This is a genomic window from Chryseobacterium sp. 2987, from assembly GCF_031456375.1.
Taxonomy (GTDB): Bacteria; Bacteroidota; Bacteroidia; order Flavobacteriales; family Weeksellaceae; genus Chryseobacterium; species Chryseobacterium vaccae.
On record NZ_JAVDUN010000011.1, the window covers coordinates 21,448 to 39,121 of the forward strand.

Sequence of the window (17,674 nt, forward strand, 5' to 3'; positions counted from 1 at the left end):
GGAAAAGAAGGATATTTCTCAAAAAAAAAGTGTGACCTTCATCACACTTTTAAGAATATAATCTGCTTAATGTCTCTCTTGAAACACCCAGGTAGCTTGCAATAAACTGTTTAGGAATATGCTCTGTAAAACCTGGATACTGCCGCACAAAATCTTCATACCGCTCTTTGGCAGGTTTGCTGATCAATGAAAGTATCCTTTGTTGTAAGGCCACATAACCGAAATTAGACTTCACCCTGAAAAAATGTTCCATGGTCGGAAATTTTGAACAGAGGCTGTTTAAGTTTTCGTAGGTTATGGCATATACTTCCGTGTCTTCAATACAGTCAACGGCCAATGATGAGTTTTCCTGTTTAAAAAAGGCTGCAAAATCTGAAATCCACCAGTTGGGAGCTGCAAACTGAAGAATGTGCTCTTTTCCGGTACCGTCAATGATGCTGCTTTTCAGAATTCCTTTTTCTATAAGGTAAATTTCGTGAACAGGCTGGTTTTCCTGGATCAGAAACTGCCGCTTCCTGAATTTCTTTTGGGTAAAGAAAGACAGGACTGCTTCAAAATCATCATCGTTCAAATTGATGACTTCCTGAATATGGGCTTTCAGAAACTGGCTCATACAGGCGAAAATTAATTTATTCCTTCATCAAGAAGTTTATGAAGGTCAATAATTCCAAAATATTTTCCGTTTTCCGTTACCACCAGCTGTCCAATATTGTTTTCTTTAAGAACCTTCATCGCTTCCTTAGCCAGAGCATCTTTTTCAATGGTTTTCGGATAGCCAGACATAATATCTTTAGCCAGAGCCTTTGTAATGTCTTCCCCTTTCATCAGCATTCTTCTCAGATCACCGTCTGTAATTACCCCGATAATTTTTTCATCATCCGTAACCACTGTTATTCCGTGGCTTGAAGCACTGATGGATATAATCACATCTCTGATGGATGAATTTTCCGATACCTGCGGCTTCTGGGAAGACAGGAACTGTTCTACTTTTGAAGTCAGGTTTTTTCCGAGACTTCCTCCCGGATGGAACTTAGCAAAGTCATTCGCTTTAAAATCATTCAGTTCCATTAAAGCCACAGCAAGCGCATCTCCCAGTGCCATTTGAATAGTCGTGGAGCTGGTTGGCGCCAGCTTATTAGGGCAGGCTTCCACATCTACATGAGTATTCAGGACAATTTCAGAAAACTCAGCAAGCTTACTGGTTTTATTTCCGGTCATCCCGATAAGGGCGGAAGAATAATCCTTTAGATAAGGAACCAGGTTGGCTATTTCCGGGGAATTTCCAGAGTTGGAAATACACAAAACAACATCCTGTTTCTGGATCACCCCCAGATCTCCGTGGATGGCTTCCGATGCATGAAGGAACTGTGAAGGGGTTCCCGTAGAGTTTAAAGTAGCAACGATCTTGTTGCCGACATGGGCCGACTTTCCGATTCCCACAACAATTAATTTTCCCTTGGCCGAATGAATGATCTCTACGGCTCTGGCAAAATCTTCATCAATCCTGTTTTTTAATTTTTCAAGTTCTGAAATTTCTATCTCTAAAGTGCTTCTAGCAATTGAAATAATGTCGGTTCTTTCCATTTTACGAGTATGAGGTATACAAAAAATCTCTTAAAAAACGTTATATTTTAAAAAGGATATTTAATATAAATTTTATTTTTTATAAATTCGTTCGCTTTTATTTTAAGCAGAATTTTTATAACTTTGAGGTACATGCAAATTTAGCAATAGAAAATTAGATGAGCGCAAAAAAAGCCAATTTATCAGGCGAATTGAAAAAGTATTTTGGGTTTTCTACATTTAAAGGCCAGCAGGAACAGATTATAGAAAACCTATTGAATGGGAAAGATATATTTGTCTTGATGCCGACAGGAGGTGGTAAATCTTTATGTTACCAGCTTCCGGCACTTATTTCCGAAGGCACGGCAATTGTAGTTTCGCCTTTAATAGCGTTGATGAAGAATCAGGTAGATGCAGTAAACGGCCTTTCGTCAGACGATGGGGTTGCCCACGTATTAAATTCATCATTAAATAAGACACAGACCAAACAGGTTTTTGACGATATCAAAAGCGGAAAGACCAAACTTTTGTATGTTGCCCCGGAATCATTAATCAAAGATGATTATTTAGATTTCCTGAAAGATGTGAAGATTTCTTTCTTTGCTATTGATGAGGCGCACTGTATTTCAGAATGGGGACATGATTTCAGACCGGAGTACCGGAATCTGAAACAGATTATTGATAAGATTGCCGACGTACCGGTGATCGCTTTAACGGCTACAGCAACCCCTAAAGTTCAGGATGATATTCAGAAAACTTTGGGAATGACGAATGCGCTGGTCTTTAAAGAAAGCTTCAACCGTCCCAATCTGTATTATGAAGTATGTCCAAAAGTTAATGTTGATAAGGAGATCGTAAAGTTCATCAGCCAGCATAAAGGAAAATCAGGAATTGTTTACTGTCTTAGCCGAAGAAAGGTTGAAGAATTCGCCCAGCTGCTGCAGGTAAACGGAGTTAATGCACTTCCTTATCATGCAGGTCTTGACCAGAAAGTAAGAGTAGCTAATCAGGACAAATTCCTGATGGAAGAAGTAGATGTAATTGTGGCAACCATTGCATTCGGAATGGGGATTGATAAGCCGGATGTACGTTTTGTAATCCACTATGACTTCCCTAAATCGTTGGAAAGCTATTACCAGGAGACAGGAAGAGCAGGAAGAGACGGTGGTGAAGGACATTGCCTGGCATTCTACGATCCTAAAGATATAGAGAAGCTTGAAAAATTCCTGGCACAAAAGCCCGTGTCAGAAAGAGAAATAGGACTGCAATTATTAAATGAAGTGGTGGGCTATGCCGAAACTTCAATGAGCCGAAGACAATACATTCTTTATTATTTCGGAGAAAATTTCGATCCTGTAAAAGGTGAAGGAGCCATGATGTGTGACAACTCATCCAATCCTCCCAAATTAAAAGATGCTGCACAAGATCTGAAAAAAGTTCTTGAACTGATTAAAGATACCGGAGAAAAGTTTAAATCTAAAGATCTGATCTCTGTCATCGCAGGAAAAGAAACTGCTGTTACAAAGTCCTATAAACTGGAACAGACTTCTCATTTCGGATTTGGAAAAGAAGAAAAGGATAATTACTGGAAAACTATTTTAAGACAGGCTACCGTTCAGGGGATTCTGCAAAAAGATATCGAAACCTACGGGGTTTTGAAAATGTCTGAAAAGGGCAGAAATATTCTGAGCGGACAGTTGAAAGAACCGTTTTTAATTGCAGAAGACCGGGAATTTGATCTTACCCAGACCAAAGCAGACAGCGATCAGGTACAGTTGCAGGCAAGCGGAGGCCTCGATCAGAATTTGTTCGGACAGTTGAAAGAATTGCGTAAAAAAGTGGCTAAAAAACACGGGATTCCCCCTTATACTGTTTTTATGGATCCAAGTCTGGAAGATATGACGGTTCAGTATCCTATTACGGTGGAGGAGATTGCTAAAATTTATGGAGTAGGAGAAGGAAAAGCCAAAAAATACGGTAAAGAATTCGCAGATTTCATCAAAACTTACGTAGAAGATAACAATATCGAACGTACTCAGGATATGGTCCTGAAGCAGGTAGCCAACAAATCCAGCCATAAAGTATTCATCATTCAGAGCACCGATAAAAAGATTGATCTTGAAGATATTGCAAGAGCCAAAAATCTTTCAATGAATGAATTGCTGAAAGAAATGGAAAGCATTGTCTATCAGGGGACCAAACTGAATATTGATTATTATATAGAAGACAATTTCGATGAAGATATCGTAGAAGGCTTCATGGAATTCATGAACGAATCCGAAAGTGACAGCATGAAAGTGCTTCTGGATGAATTTGGAGATGAACTTTCAGATGAAGAGGTAAGAATGCTGAGAATTAAATTTATAAGCGATGTAGCTAATTGATGAAAATGACAGTTTTTTAGTTTCAGATTGAAAGATCAGAAAAAACTGTAAATTTGCACACAACACTTATGAAAAAAAATAACGGCATTTTCACCGTATCCTTGGATTTTGAACTCTATTGGGGAATCCGGGATAAGAAAACGATTCAGGAATATGGTCAGAATATTGCAGGAGTTTGGGAAGTCGTTCCTAAGCTCCTGAAACTCTACAATCAATACGATATTCATTGTACCTGGGCAGCAGTGGGAGCTATGATGACCGGAGATCATCAGGATTTACAACAATATTGCCCTGTAAATACACCTTCTTACCAGGAAAAAAATCTTTCCCCTTATCACCATTTCATTCCTTCTTCACAGGAAATGGATGGTCTTTATTTATATGGAAAGACATTAGTGGAACTGGTTCAGAAAGCTGAGCATCAGGAAATCGGAAGCCATACTTTTTCACACTATTATTGTTTGGAAGACGGGCAGACTAAAGATCAGTTTGAAGCAGATACCAAAGCTGCTATCGCTGTTTCTTCGGCCAACAAAATTGAAATAAAGTCTTTCATCTTCCCTCGGCATCAGATTAACAACAGCTATTTGGAAGTCCTGAAAAATAATGGGATTTTAATTTACCGTGGCACAGAAAAAGCATGGTATCATTCTCCTGCAAAAGGTTCAGAAGAAGGCCTAATCAAAAGAGCTTTCAGGTATCTGGATTATTTTGTGAAAGTGGGAAGTCATCATACCCAGAAAACTTCTGATCTTCATGAGGCAGGCTTTACAGTCATTCGGGCAAGCCGTTGGTTGAGGCCGTATTCAGAGAAAATAAAATTTCTGGATGGGCTCAAGCTTCGAAGAATAAAACAGCAGATGACCTACGCTGCCAAAAATAACGAAATTTTTCACCTTTGGTTTCATCCGCATGATATTGGAATTCATCAGGATATCAACTTCGGGTATTTGGAAGAAATCTTTCAGCACTATAAAAAATTAAATCAAAAGTATAATTTCCAAAGCAAAAACATGTCTGAAATAGCAGCAGAATATGAAAAAAAATAATAACAGTAAAAAAATAGTCATGCTCACCGGAAATACACGGTCATCGGCAATTATTTATAATGCGTTAGTACAAGATTTTGATATTTCTGCCGTGCTGCAGGAAGAAGCGGTACCTATGAAGCAGATTATGAAAAATCGTGCTAAAAGATTAGGCTGGGTAAATGTGGGTGGACAAATTATGTTTGGTCTTTTATTGCTGCCGTTTATTAAGAAATTTTCGAAAAATCAGACAAAAAAAGTCATTGAAAAACTAAAAATAGACCTGTCTCCGATTCCTGAAACCGTACTTACAAGAACCGACTCAGTAAATTCAAATAAAACACTTCAGCTGCTGCAGGAACTTAAACCAGATTTAGTGATTGTTAACGGCTGTAGAATTATTTCCAAAAAAATTCTGAATAATACCAATTCGGTTTTTATGAATACCCATGAAGGAATTACTCCAAAATACAGAGGTATACACGGCGGATATTGGGCTTTGGCAAATAATGACAGAGAAAACTGCGGGGTTACCGTACATTTGGTAGATCAATCGGTAGATACAGGCGACGTTATTTATCAGGCAAGAGTTTCACCGGAAAAATCAGATAATTTTACAACATATCCGCTATATCAAACCGCAGAGGGCAGTAAGATATTAAAACTTGCCGTTGAGGATTTTTGTAATGATGATCTGAAAACAATGAGTGGAACAAAAGAAAACTTCATTTGGTATCATCCTACCATCTGGCAGTATTTATATTATAGAATTTTCAGAGGCGTGAAATAATGAAAAAAAAAGTTTACTTTCTTTTACCAGGGCTCACTTTTGGAGGAGCAGAGAGAATTATTTTTACCCTGCTCAATCATTTGGATGATGAGAAATATGACTTTACTCTTTTCCTTTTTAAAAATGTAGATTTTCCCACTTCACAGCTTAAACCCAATATCAAAGTACGGGAATTGGGTATAGAAAGAATTAGGTTTTCAATTTTTAAAATTTTACCGATTATTTATAAGGAGAAACCAGATGTTTTCTTTTCCGGTTGGGGCGAAATCTCAGCGTTTATATCCCCGTTTATTCCGTTTTTAAAAAAGACCAAGTTTATCTCCAGAGAAACCAATGTCGTCTCACAGCATGTAACCAAAAAGGAAATAAAAGTTTTTTATAATTTTTATAATAATTTTCAGAGGATCATCGCGCAAAGTGATGATATGAAGAAGGATTTAATAGAAAATTTCAACATTAAGGAAAAGAAGATTGTTAAAATCAATAATCCTGTTGATTTCGATTTTATCAATGCTAAACTGGACATTTCTGTAAAACCTGAAAGCTTTAAAGATGATTATAAAAATGTGGTGGCCATCGGAAATTTATCCTCCAGAAAAGGATTTGATAACCTGTTGAAAGTCTTCTCAAAATTGACCCATGAAAATATCCTGCTCCATATTCTTGGGGACGGAGGCGATAAGGAAATGCTGTACGCGATGAAGGAAAACTTGGGTTTAAAAAACGTTATTTTTCATGGAAAACAGGAAAATCCCTACCAGTTTTTGAAATTTGCGGATCTTTTTATTCTTTCTTCAAGATATGAAGGCTTCCCCAATGTGCTTCTGGAAGCCGGAGCCTGCGGAACCTATTCTTTAGCCAATAACTGTCCGGGAGGAATTAATGAGATCATTCAGAATCAGATCAATGGAGAAATTTCGGATATTGAACATACGGCTGACTTTGCTGAGAAGGTTATAGAGGTATTGCAGAGAACTTATGATAAAGAATCTATTAAAAACTCCATTAGATCAAGATTCTCTAAAAATGTTATTTTGGATCAGTATGAAAAGGTTTTGCAGGAGTTAACGAAGTAATAATCCTATTGCCTTGTGGGCTTTTATTTTCTTAGATTTGGGGTCTGATAAAACAGATATTAATGACAAAAATCCCCCAAATAGGTTGTGCTTGTGAAAAACCTACTTCCAGCTATACTGAATACAGAAGTTCAGAATTAGGTATAGATCATACTGACGGCAGGCATGGAGAAGTAACGATTCAACAGTGTAAGTTATGCCAGAGAATATGGATTCATTATTTTACTGAAAATAAAAATTCTCCCAATTCAGGAAGATGGTACAAAGGAATTGTTTCTAAAAAAGATCGGACACAGATAACGCCGGAAAATGCAGTAGAGCATTTGGAAAATCTTGAATGGTATGTGTATGGAGGCCCGTTTTTTGAAAGTCCGGCGACAATAGGAAAGGGAAAAGTAATGGTAGATTAGCCGGTGCCTTAAGATATTTAAAATTTCCTGATTTCAAAATTGACAAAACTCACTTTGGCGCTTGATAATTTATATGTAAATTTGTGAGAATTAAGAAAGATAATAATAAACAAATTCATAGAATAACATGAGTCAATTCGATGTTACCGTAATAGGTTCTGGTCCCGGTGGTTATGTAGCTGCTATCCGTGCAGCTCAATTAGGTTTCAAAACAGCAATTATTGAAAAATATTCAACTTTAGGCGGAACTTGTCTTAACGTTGGATGTATTCCTTCAAAAGCGCTTCTTGACAGCTCTGAGCATTTCGAGAATGCAAAACACAATTTTGCAGGTCATGGGATCATTATCAATGAACCACAGGCAGATATTGCAAGAATGATTGAGCGTAAAAACGAAGTAATCAAACAAAATACAGACGGAATCAGCTACCTGATGAGCAAAAATAAAATTACTGTTTTTGAAGGCGTAGGAAGCTTCGAATCTGCTACTCAGATCAAGGTTACTAAAAATGACGGTTCTTCTGAAACAATCGAATCTAAATATACCATCATTGCATCAGGATCTAAACCATCTTCTCTACCTTTCATCACACTAGATAAAGAAAGAGTGATTACTTCCACGGAAGCTTTAAACCTTAAAGAAATTCCTAAGCACCTTGTAGTAATCGGAGGAGGAGTAATTGGTCTTGAATTAGGATCTGTATACTTAAGATTAGGAGCTCAGGTAACAGTTGTTGAATTTATGGATAAGATCATTCCTGGAATGGACGGAGCTTTAAGCAAAGAATTGACTAAAGTTCTTAAAAAACAGGGAATGAAGTTTATGCTTTCTACGGCGGTTTCTGCTGTGGAGAGAAACGGAGATACTGTGAAGATCACCGCTAAAGATAAAAAAGGAGAAGAAGTAGTGGTAGAAGGAGATTACTGCCTTGTTTCTGTAGGTAGAAAACCATACACAGACGGACTTGCCCTTGAAAAAGCAGGAGTAGAACTTGATGAAAGAGGAAGAGTAAAAGTAAACGATCATTTACAGACTAACGTTGCCAACATCTATGCGATTGGTGACGTGATCAAAGGAGCAATGCTTGCTCACAAAGCTGAAGAAGAAGGAGTTTTTGTTGCTGAAACATTAGCAGGACAAAAACCTCACATCAACTATAACCTGATTCCTGGTGTGGTTTATACATGGCCTGAGGTTGCCGGAGTTGGTAAAACTGAAGAACAGTTAAAAGAAGAAGGAGTAGCTTACAAAGTAGGTTCATTCCCAATGAGAGCATTAGGTAGAAGCCGTGCAAGTGGTGATATTGATGGTCTTGTGAAGATTATTGCTGACGAGAAAACTGATGAGGTGTTAGGTATGCATATCATTGGAGCAAGAGCTGCTGACCTTATTGCTGAAGGAGTAATTGCTATGGAATTCCGTGCAAGTGCTGAAGACATCGCAAGAAGTTCTCATGCTCACCCAACCTATGCAGAAGCTATTAAAGAAGCAGCATTGGATGCTACGGCAAAAAGACCGATTCATATGTAATTTTAATTGAAAAATTAAAATATTTAAATAATTAAAGAGAAGCAGTTTCTGTTTCTCTTTTTTTTGGCACAGAAATGGAGTGCAGAATAATAAATTTCACCTATGAAAAATATCTTTACAAGTTTAATCATATTCGCAGGACTTAGTTTATCTGCACAGGAAGCAGGAAAAGTTGGCGAACTTTTGAAAAATGAGGCAACATCAACAGAAATGAAGGCTCAAGGAAGTGTCAATACAAAGAACAGATCTTTTGACAATTCAAGGTCTGGCAATATAAATGGCCAGCAAAACAGAATTAAAAGCCCAAATTACCAATGGAACCGGAATTACGGTTATGCAGAAGTTTTCCTGCGAATTCCTGAACAGGGCTATTTTACAGTAGAAGTCGGAGATCAGACTATCTCAAACGGTTCAGGAAAATACCGTTTCTTTGATCTTCAGTCCGGAAGAAATTTTATTTCAGTCTATAATAACGGATTTCTGATCTACAGAACTACTTTGACGCTTAGAAATAACAGCAGAATGGTACTGGATTTCTTTACAAATGAAGGATTATATTTATTGGATTCTTATCCGGTTCAGGGGCAATATGCCTTCAATGATTGGAATGATATCTGGAACAATCCTTACGGAAATCAGCCCGGCAATTGGAATAACTCCGGAAATGTGATGGATAATAATACCTTCCGCCAGTTTGTTGATATGCTTCAGAGAAATGCCAAGTTCGATGACAATAAGATAGCCATGATTAATCAGCAGATGAACAACTCTCTGTTTACCTCTGCACAAATACGGGATTTGATGAAGTTAATCAGCTTCGATAAAAACAGGCTGTCTCTTGCCAAATCTATGTATAGAAACTGTGCAGATAAAAACAAATATTTCCTGGTATACGATGCTTTTGACTTCGAGAACAGCAAAAAAGAGCTCATGGAATATATTTCAAGATCATAATAAGAAAAAGAGAGACCTCATAGGTTTCTCTTTTTTTTAACCTTATCAATATCCTTGTTTTATAGACTTCCTTATTCAATAAAAATGGGCTAAAGCCCATTAAAAAGATAATAATCCAATTGGCTTTAACCCCAATCCATGTTCATTAATAATCACGGGTTTTCTACCTATGTAAAGCCAAAAGCCAACTTTAAAAAATCATAAAGGAATCTGATGGTTTAAAATCTTCAAATTTCCGTACCTTTGTCAGCTAATTTTATCATCAATGCAACTCGGAAAAACCCAGACTTTAAAAATTTCAGAAAAAAATACTTCAGGATGGATCCTCACGGATGAATCAGGAGAAAAAGCTTTTTTGCCAAAGATCTTCATTCAGGACGACAAAGAAACCGGTGAAGAGGTAGAAGTATTTGTTTATCAGGATGACCAGAAATTAAAGGCTACGACTGAAATTCCATTGGCTGAAGTAGGAGAGTTTGCAGTAATGAGCTGTGTACAGAGTCTTCCGAGTGGAGCGTTTATGGATTGGGGGATCATCAAAGATCTTTTTATCCCATACAAGCAGCAGAAATCAAAAATCATCGAAGGGAAAAGATATCTGGTCCATATTTATGTAGATGAAGATTTGGATCTGATCACTGGAACAACAAAGTTCAAAAGAAATCCGCAATATGAGGATCTGCCGTTCAAAAAAGGGGACAAAGTAGACCTTATCATGATGAATGAAAGCGAATTGGGCTGGAATGTAGTCATCAATAAAAAATATATTGGTTTGATATACGCTTCGGATGTATTCAAAAAACTGTATCCGTTGTCTGAGGAAGGGGGGTACATTAAAACGATCCGTGAAGATGGGAAAATTGATGTTTCCCTGCAGCCGGAAGGTTTCGAAAATATTGATGAATTCAGAAAGAAGATTCTTGACAGACTGGAAGAGAATTACGGACTGATCCACCTTTCGGATAAATCCTCACCAGAAGAGATCAAGGAAGAGCTTCAAATGAGCAAAAAGAATTTCAAGAAAGCCATTGGCGGACTGTATAAGGATAAAGTTATTGATATTTCAGAAGACAAAATCCGACTACTATAATTTTTATTCTTTAGACTGATCTGAAAAAATAACATTTAAAATATATTAAGACTGCCCAGTGGGTGGTCTTTTTTATTTGGTCTGATTACCTGTTTTGTTTTTTATAATCAACTTAAGTTTAGGAGTTTGATGTAGATTTGAAGCTGGAAGAGAGAAGTTATGCAGAACATCAATAACATGTGTTTATTTTTAGCTAATTTGATTTTACAATGGTTTTTACTATCTATAACCAAAAGTAACTTCCAGCCTTTTGTTCCTAACTTTCTTAATCTGACTGGTTAAAGTTAGTTAATAATTGAATGTATATAAAATTACAAAAACATGATGCATGTCATAACAATTTTGTTTAATTATTTTGTTTAACAATTTTGTCAAAAACAGAATTTGATTTAAATTTGCACAAAATTGTTTAACAATAATGTCAAATCAAGCAAAAAAGGACCAAACACAGGAATTGATCAAGGAGACCGCGAAGAATTTATTCTTTGTGAAAGGAAAATTTGGCGCAACTACCCAGGAGATTGCAGATGAAGCCGGAGTAAACAGGACGCTTATTAACTACTACTTCCGTTCAAGGGATAATCTGATTCAGATCATCTTTGACGAAGCCCAGAAAGTGGAGCAGGAAAAATCAAAAATCATTCAGACCTCAGATCTTCCTTTTAAGGAAAAAATGAGCAAATTCATAGAAAGCAGTCTTTCTACAAGCCTTCAGTATCCGTATCTGGAAACCTATATTGTTTCCCAGATCAATAAAGGAAATTGTCATCAGAAAGAAATTGAAGAAGATTTTCTGGAGACTTTATACAAGGACATTGAAAAAGAGATGGAGCTTGGAAATATTGAGAAAATGGCTCCCGTACAATTCATTCTCAATATGGTATCGCTTCTCGTTTTTCCGAGTGCCATAAGACCTTTATTCATGGAGAATCTGATGATTAATGATGAAGAATATGATAAGATCATTTCCGAAAGAAAAGAGATTATTATCAATATGTTGTTCAAAAACTAAAAAAATGTTAAAGTATTTTTAAAAGTGATCCGTCCTTTAGAAATATAAACATTGAAAGAGAAAAATCAAATTAAAAAAATAAACGAAGTATAAAATTATGAACAGAAAACGTATAACTGCTAAAAAGCTAAAAATTGGGATAGCTGCAGCATTTATGATTTTCGGTTTTTCATCGGTATCTGCACAGCAGCAGGTTTCTTTGCCAGAAGCAATCAAACAGGCATTGCAGAATAAGGCAGAAGCTAAAAAAGCTGCACTACAGGTGAAAAAAGCCGAATATAAAATTGATGAGGCCAGAGCCGGAGCTCTTCCACAGATCAGTGCTACAGCAGGACTTACCTACAATCCAATTATTCAGGAATCTTTGCTTGAATTTGGTGGCGAAAGAATCAGAGCTCAGTTAGGACAACCATGGAGCTCAAGTGCAGTAGTCCAGCTTCAGCAGGCTTTATTTGACCAGAGAGTTTTTACAGGTCTTAAGGCTGCGAAATCTACCAGAGAATTCTATATTCTGAATGCAGAACTTACCAATGAACAGATCATTGAGAACGTAGCAACCGCCTACTATCAGGTATTTGTTCAGGAAGAAAATCTGAAGACTGTAGAAGCCAGCTACGCCAATACGGAAAGAGTAAGAAACGTGATCAAAAGCTTGGTGGATAATGGTTTAGCTAAATCTATTGACCTTGACCGTACCAACGTACAGCTTACCAACATCGGTTCCAATAAACAGCAGCTGATCAACTCTGTTGAGCTTTCTAAAAATGCTTTGAAATTTTATATGGGAGTTCCGATCGGTACAGATATCGAGCTTGAAGAAAAAACAATTGAGCCGAAACCTGAACTTATTGCAAGCAATGTGAATTTAGAAAACCGTACAGAGCTTAAAGTACTGAATAAGAACAGAGAACTTCTTCAGTTTAACAAAAAAGCAACAGAAGCCTATCTGTATCCTACGGTAAACCTTACTGCAAGCTACGGCTGGGCTGGAATGGGTAAGAAGTTTCCTTTAACCAACGGACTTAATAACGGGGTACTTTGGAGCGATTATTCAGCGATAGGCTTGAATGTTAATATCCCGATCTTCACTGGTGGAGCTACAAAAGCAAAAATTCAGCAGGCAGAAATCGATATTCAGGATATTGATCAGGATATTCAGAAAACACAGCTGAGCTTAGATCTGGATTACAAAAATGCCATTACCAATATGGAAAATGCTATTATCAATATCCAGAGTATGAAAGACAATGTGGAGCTGGCAGAAAGAGTACAGAAAAATACCCAGTCTAACTATCAGTACGGATTGGCAACCCTTACAGAAGTATTGGATTCTGAAAACGCTTTAACACAGGCAAAACAGAACTACTCCAACGCATTATTAGACTATAAGCAGGCTGAGATCAAACTGATTAAAGCTAAAGGCGAACTCAACACATTACAAAACTTATAATAAACTAAAATGAAAAAAACTTTAATATATATCATCGTAGCGGCAGTGCTGGTAGGTCTTGCAGCTTACAAGATTGCAGGAAACAAAGAAAAACAGACCCAGGAAGTAAAGGAGGTTGCTAAGCAGGTCGATAAGATCAATGTGAATGTGGTAACTGTTGCAAGAGAAAATATTGATACAGATTATTCAGCTAACGGAACATTCATTCCTAAACAGGAAATGAACCAGTCTTCAGAGATCTCAGGACGTATCGTAAGTGTTTTGGTAAAAGAAGGTTCTAGAGTAGGAGCTGGTCAGGTTTTGGCAACCATAAAGAAAGATGCCATCGAAGTTGACGTTACCCAGGCTCAAAATAACCTTCAGAATGCAATTATTGATAACCAACGTTATGAAAATGCTTATAAAACGGGAGGAGTTACCAAGCAGCAGCTGGATAACTCAAGACTACAGCTGAAAAATATGCAGGCTGCGGTAAGAGCACAGAGTGTAAAAGTAAATGATACAAGCATTCGTGCAGGGATCAGTGGTACCATCAACAAAAAAATGGTTGAGCCGGGAACTGTGGTTTCTCCAGGAACAGCAATGTTTGAGATCGTTAACATCAACAGTCTGAAATTATCTGTTTTGGTGGATGAAAGCCAGATCGGGAAAATCCAGCTAGGTCAGGAAGTTCCTATTAAAGTGAATGTATTACCGGAAGATTCTTTTGTAGGTAGGATCACATTCATTGCTCCGAAAAGTGATGCTTCCCTTAATTTCCCGGTTGAAATTGAAGTTCAGAACAGAGGAAACCTGAAGGCGGGGATGTATGCAACTGCTACCTTTAAAACCAATAACGGTGCCGAAACACAGAATATGATCACTGTACCTGCAGAAGCTTTCGTAAACGGAGTAAGCTCAGGACAGCTGTTCATCGTTCAGAACGGTACAGCTAAGATGATCAAAGTAACGATTGGTAAGGTATATGGAGACAAAGTTCAGATATTAAGTGGTCTGAATGGAGGAGAACAGGTAATTACCAGCGGACAGATCAATCTTGATAACGGATCCAAAATCAATATCGTAAAGTAGAAGAAAGATGAAGTTAGCAGAAATATCCATTAAAAGGCCTTCCCTGGTTATCGTATTATTTACGATATTAACTCTGGGTGGTATTTTGAGTTACTCCATGATGGGGTACGAATTGATTCCGAAGTTTGAAACCAATATGGTAACCATTTCTACGGTATATCCGGGAGCTTCACCTGCAGAGGTGGAAACCTCCGTAACCCGAAAGATTGAAGATGCTGTGGGGTCTTTGGAAAACGTGAAGAAAGTAGAATCTTCTTCTTATGAAAGTTTATCCGTAATCATGGTTCAGCTGAATGACGGAGCGGATGTAGATTATGCCCTGAATGATGCCCAGAGAAAAGTAAACGCTATCCTGGCAGACCTTCCGGATGATGTAGATGCACCGTCTCTGAATAAATTCTCCCTGGATGATCTCCCGATCATTACAATGAGTATTTCATCAGATAAACTGAACAGTAAAGATCTTTATGACCTTTTAGATAAAAAGATTGAACCCATCTTCTCTCGTGTAAACGGTGTAGCACAGGTTGACCTTGTAGGTGGACAGGAAAGAGAAATCCAGGTAAATCTGGATGAGAAAAAACTGCAGGGATACGGACTTTCAATCGGAGACGTACAACAGGCGATTCTTTCCTCAAACCTTGACTTCCCGACGGGAAGCTTGAAAACGAGAACCACAAAATCTACAATTAGATTATCCGGAAAATATAAGTCGATTGCGGAAATGAACAACCTTGTGGTTTCCAATAAAAATGGAGCTCAGGTACGTTTATCTGATATTGCTACAGTTTTCGATGCTCAGAAAGATGTTGAGAAAGTAGCGAGATTTAACCAGTTTCCAACCATCTTAATGCAGGTAAAAAAGCAGTCTGATGCCAATGCGGTTGCCGTATCTGAAAGTGTTCAGAAAACCATTCAAACGGTAGAAAATGCTTATAAAGTTCAGGGAATAAAAGTAAAAGTGGTAAACGATACCACAGACTTTACCCTTGAATCTGCCAACCACGTTATTTTCGACTTGTTCCTGGCAATTATCCTCGTGGCGATCGTGATGTTATTATTCCTTCACAGTATCAGAAACGCGTTTATTGTAATGGTTTCCATCCCGGCTTCGTTGGTGGCAGCGTTCATCGGAATGAATCTGATGGGCTACACGCTGAACTTAATGAGCTTACTGGGACTTTCGCTTGTGGTAGGTATCCTTGTGGATGACGCGATCGTAGTACTTGAGAACATTTATCGTCACATGGAGATGGGGAAAAGCAAAATCAGAGCAGCCTATGACGGAGCTTCGGAAATCGGGTTTACCGTAGCAGCGATTACCTTGGTAATTGTGGTGGTATTCTTACCGATTGCGATGAGTTCAGGTCTTGTAGCAAATATCCTTGCCCAGTTCTGCGTCACGGTAGTTATTGCCACTTTATTATCGTTATTGGCTTCATTTACGATCATTCCGTGGCTATCATCAAGATTCGGTAAGCTTGAACATTTAACAGGTAAAAACTGGTTTGAGAAATTCATCCTTTGGTTTGAAGGTTTAATTGAAAAATTCACGCACTGGATCACAGATATCCTTGAATGGTGCTTGAAAACAACATTAAGAAGAATTTCAACCGTAATTATTACATTCGTTGTCCTGATCAGTTCATTTATGCTGGTAGCATTCGGATTCATCGGAGGTGAATTCTTCCCGCCGATTGACCGTGGCCAGTTCCTTGTTCAGATGGAATTATCGAAAGATGCAACAGTAGAAAAAACCAACCAGCTGACATTAGATGTTGAGAAGTTTTTAAGAAATGATAAAGATGTTGTAGACCTTATTACAACGGTAGGTCAGCAGTCAACAGGTTTTGGTGGGGCTCAGGCAACAACGTACCAGTCTGAAGTTCAGGTAAACTTAACAGATAAGTCTGAACGTTCTGAAAGTACCAACATTAAAGCGGCAAAAGTAAAAAGAGCACTGGAAGAGAAATTCACAGGAGTTGAATTCAAAACAGCGCCAATCGGTATCATGGGAGCTGAAAATGCACCGATCGAAATGGTGGTAACCGCTCCGGACAACGCAACAGCAGTAAAAGAAGCGACAAGAATCTTGGAATTGCTGAAAAAAGTTCCGGGAGCAGTAGATGCTGAATTATCAACAGATACAGGTAATCCGGAAGTTCAGGTGAACATTGATAGAGATAAAATGGCTTCTTTGGGCTTAAATCTTTCAAGTGTAGGACAAACGATGCAGACTGCATTTAACGGAAATACCGATGGGAAATTCAGAGCCGGAGAATATGAATATGATATTAATATCCGTTTCGGAGATGCCAACAGACAATCCATTGATGATGTTAAAAACTTAATGTTCACCAACCCTCAGGGGCAGCAGGTTCGTTTAAGCCAGTTTGCTGAGGTGAAAATGGGTTCAGGACCAAGCTTGCTTGAACGTAGAGATAAATCACCTTCTGTAAAAGTAAGAGCTAAAGCAGTAGGTAGACCTGTTGGTGACGTAGCGAATGAATGGGCAGCGAAATTTATGGATAGTAAAGACAAACCAGTAGGAGTTGATTACATCTGGAGTGGTGATATGGAAAACCAGCAGGAAGGTTTCGGTACATTAGGTATTGCATTATTAGCAGCGATCGTATTGGTGTACCTGGTAATGGTTTCTCTATATGACAGCTTTGTGTATCCATTCGTGGTATTGTTCTCCATTCCGTTGGCGATGATCGGAGTAATGGTAATCCTTGCCCTGACAGCCAACTCATTGAACATCTTTACGATGCTGGGGATGATTATGTTGATTGGTCTTGTTGCAAAAAACGCGATCCTGATCGTCGACTTTACGAATGCCAGAAAAGCAGCAGGTGCTAATACACATGACGCTTTGATTCAGGCTAACCACGCTCGTCTTCGTCCGATTTTGATGACAACGATTGCGATGATCTTCGGTATGCTTCCGATTGCATTGGCAACAGGAGCCGGAGCAGAGATGAACAAAGGTCTTGCATGGGTAGTTATCGGTGGTTTGACATCGTCTCTATTCCTTACCCTGATCATTGTTCCGGTAGTATACTCTCTGTTTGATTCCATCCTGAGAAGAATGGGTAAACATGAAAAAGTAGACTATGAAGCTGAAATGAAAGCTGAATACGATCACAGAGAACTAAGTGAAGATGGATTTACTCCAAAACATTTAGACTAAAATAATAACCTTTAATTAGCCAAAAGCGTCTCAGATTATCTGGGGCGCTTTTTTTATTGATCATAAATTTTGGCTGAAACTGGTGGATTTTTTTGATGGATGATAGGTTGGATGGACTGAAG

At 38.1% G+C, this 17,674-nt stretch carries 14 protein-coding genes; 12 read left to right on the forward strand and 2 right to left on the reverse strand.

Annotation, left to right across the window (positions count from 1 at the left end; genetic code table 11):
- Positions 1-49: 49 nt before the first annotated feature.
- Both J2Y40_RS21815 and J2Y40_RS21820 read right to left on the reverse strand, forming a co-directional pair.
- Positions 50-613 carry a Crp/Fnr family transcriptional regulator gene (locus J2Y40_RS21815; RefSeq protein WP_153392950.1) on the reverse strand — a complete coding sequence of 188 codons (564 nt, stop codon included), beginning with the start codon at positions 611-613 and terminating at the stop codon, positions 50-52.
- A gap of 11 nt (positions 614-624) precedes the next feature.
- Complete coding sequence (locus J2Y40_RS21820; protein ID WP_153392947.1) at positions 625-1,584, reverse strand: SIS domain-containing protein; 960 nt, start codon at positions 1,582-1,584, stop codon at positions 625-627.
- Between the two features lie 158 nt (positions 1,585-1,742).
- On the opposite strand from J2Y40_RS21820, the gene recQ reads away from it, so the two are divergent.
- The 12 genes from recQ to J2Y40_RS21880 all read left to right on the forward strand — a co-directional run bounded on the left by recQ (position 1,743) and on the right by J2Y40_RS21880 (position 17,552).
- The gene (gene recQ / locus J2Y40_RS21825; protein ID WP_153392945.1) at positions 1,743-3,947 is read left to right on the forward strand and encodes a DNA helicase RecQ; all 2,205 of its coding nucleotides are present in this window, start codon (positions 1,743-1,745) and stop codon (positions 3,945-3,947) included.
- A 68-nt stretch (positions 3,948-4,015) separates the two neighbouring features.
- Positions 4,016-4,996, forward strand: a complete 981-nt coding sequence (locus tag J2Y40_RS21830) for a polysaccharide deacetylase family protein (protein ID WP_153392942.1) — start codon at positions 4,016-4,018, stop codon at positions 4,994-4,996.
- Positions 4,983-5,765, forward strand: coding sequence for a formyl transferase (locus J2Y40_RS21835; RefSeq protein WP_153392939.1), 783 nt, complete (start codon positions 4,983-4,985; stop codon positions 5,763-5,765). The genes J2Y40_RS21830 and J2Y40_RS21835 overlap by 14 nt, the downstream gene beginning before the upstream one ends.
- Entirely contained in the window at positions 5,762-6,841 is a 1,080-nt protein-coding gene (locus tag J2Y40_RS21840; RefSeq protein ID WP_153392936.1) for a glycosyltransferase, read from the forward strand. Before J2Y40_RS21835 ends, J2Y40_RS21840 begins: the two co-directional genes overlap by 4 nt.
- Positions 6,842-6,903: 62 nt before the next feature.
- Positions 6,904-7,251: a hypothetical protein gene (locus J2Y40_RS21845; RefSeq protein ID WP_153392933.1), complete on the forward strand. Its 348-nt coding sequence runs from the start codon at positions 6,904-6,906 to the stop codon at positions 7,249-7,251.
- Between the two features lie 127 nt (positions 7,252-7,378).
- A complete protein-coding gene (gene lpdA / locus J2Y40_RS21850; RefSeq protein WP_153392930.1) occupies positions 7,379-8,782 on the forward strand; it encodes a dihydrolipoyl dehydrogenase in 1,404 nt (467 codons plus the stop codon).
- Positions 8,783-8,884: 102 nt separating this feature from the next.
- Complete coding sequence (locus J2Y40_RS21855) at positions 8,885-9,736, forward strand: DUF4476 domain-containing protein (protein WP_153392927.1); 852 nt, start codon at positions 8,885-8,887, stop codon at positions 9,734-9,736.
- Between the two features lie 265 nt (positions 9,737-10,001).
- Positions 10,002-10,826 carry a S1 RNA-binding domain-containing protein gene (locus J2Y40_RS21860; protein WP_153392924.1) on the forward strand — a complete coding sequence of 275 codons (825 nt, stop codon included), beginning with the start codon at positions 10,002-10,004 and terminating at the stop codon, positions 10,824-10,826.
- A gap of 418 nt (positions 10,827-11,244) precedes the next feature.
- Entirely contained in the window at positions 11,245-11,838 is a 594-nt protein-coding gene (locus J2Y40_RS21865) for a TetR/AcrR family transcriptional regulator (RefSeq protein ID WP_153392921.1), read from the forward strand.
- A 97-nt stretch (positions 11,839-11,935) separates the two neighbouring features.
- The gene (locus J2Y40_RS21870) at positions 11,936-13,288 is read left to right on the forward strand and encodes a TolC family protein (RefSeq protein ID WP_153392918.1); all 1,353 of its coding nucleotides are present in this window, start codon (positions 11,936-11,938) and stop codon (positions 13,286-13,288) included.
- 9 nt (positions 13,289-13,297) lie between these two features.
- A complete protein-coding gene (locus J2Y40_RS21875; protein WP_153392914.1) occupies positions 13,298-14,359 on the forward strand; it encodes an efflux RND transporter periplasmic adaptor subunit in 1,062 nt (353 codons plus the stop codon).
- 7 nt (positions 14,360-14,366) lie between these two features.
- The gene (locus J2Y40_RS21880) at positions 14,367-17,552 is read left to right on the forward strand and encodes an efflux RND transporter permease subunit (RefSeq protein ID WP_153392911.1); all 3,186 of its coding nucleotides are present in this window, start codon (positions 14,367-14,369) and stop codon (positions 17,550-17,552) included.
- The last annotated feature ends 122 nt before the right edge of the window (positions 17,553-17,674 follow it).

Excerpts from the sequence above, each read along its gene's own strand:
- J2Y40_RS21815 (WP_153392950.1), bottom strand. The coding sequence starts at position 613 with ATGAGCCAGTTTCTGAAAGCCCATATTCAGGAAGTCATCAATTTGAAC.
- J2Y40_RS21820 (WP_153392947.1), bottom strand. The coding sequence starts at position 1,584 with ATGGAAAGAACCGACATTATTTCAATTGCTAGAAGCACTTTAGAGATA.
- recQ (WP_153392945.1), top strand. The coding sequence starts at position 1,743 with ATGAGCGCAAAAAAAGCCAATTTATCAGGCGAATTGAAAAAGTATTTT.
- J2Y40_RS21830 (WP_153392942.1), top strand. The coding sequence starts at position 4,016 with ATGAAAAAAAATAACGGCATTTTCACCGTATCCTTGGATTTTGAACTC.
- J2Y40_RS21835 (WP_153392939.1), top strand. The coding sequence starts at position 4,983 with ATGAAAAAAAATAATAACAGTAAAAAAATAGTCATGCTCACCGGAAAT.
- J2Y40_RS21845 (WP_153392933.1), top strand. The coding sequence starts at position 6,904 with ATGACAAAAATCCCCCAAATAGGTTGTGCTTGTGAAAAACCTACTTCC.
- lpdA (WP_153392930.1), top strand. The coding sequence starts at position 7,379 with ATGAGTCAATTCGATGTTACCGTAATAGGTTCTGGTCCCGGTGGTTAT.
- J2Y40_RS21855 (WP_153392927.1), top strand. The coding sequence starts at position 8,885 with ATGAAAAATATCTTTACAAGTTTAATCATATTCGCAGGACTTAGTTTA.
- J2Y40_RS21860 (WP_153392924.1), top strand. The coding sequence starts at position 10,002 with ATGCAACTCGGAAAAACCCAGACTTTAAAAATTTCAGAAAAAAATACT.
- J2Y40_RS21865 (WP_153392921.1), top strand. The coding sequence starts at position 11,245 with ATGTCAAATCAAGCAAAAAAGGACCAAACACAGGAATTGATCAAGGAG.
- J2Y40_RS21870 (WP_153392918.1), top strand. The coding sequence starts at position 11,936 with ATGAACAGAAAACGTATAACTGCTAAAAAGCTAAAAATTGGGATAGCT.
- J2Y40_RS21875 (WP_153392914.1), top strand. The coding sequence starts at position 13,298 with ATGAAAAAAACTTTAATATATATCATCGTAGCGGCAGTGCTGGTAGGT.
- J2Y40_RS21880 (WP_153392911.1), top strand. The coding sequence starts at position 14,367 with ATGAAGTTAGCAGAAATATCCATTAAAAGGCCTTCCCTGGTTATCGTA.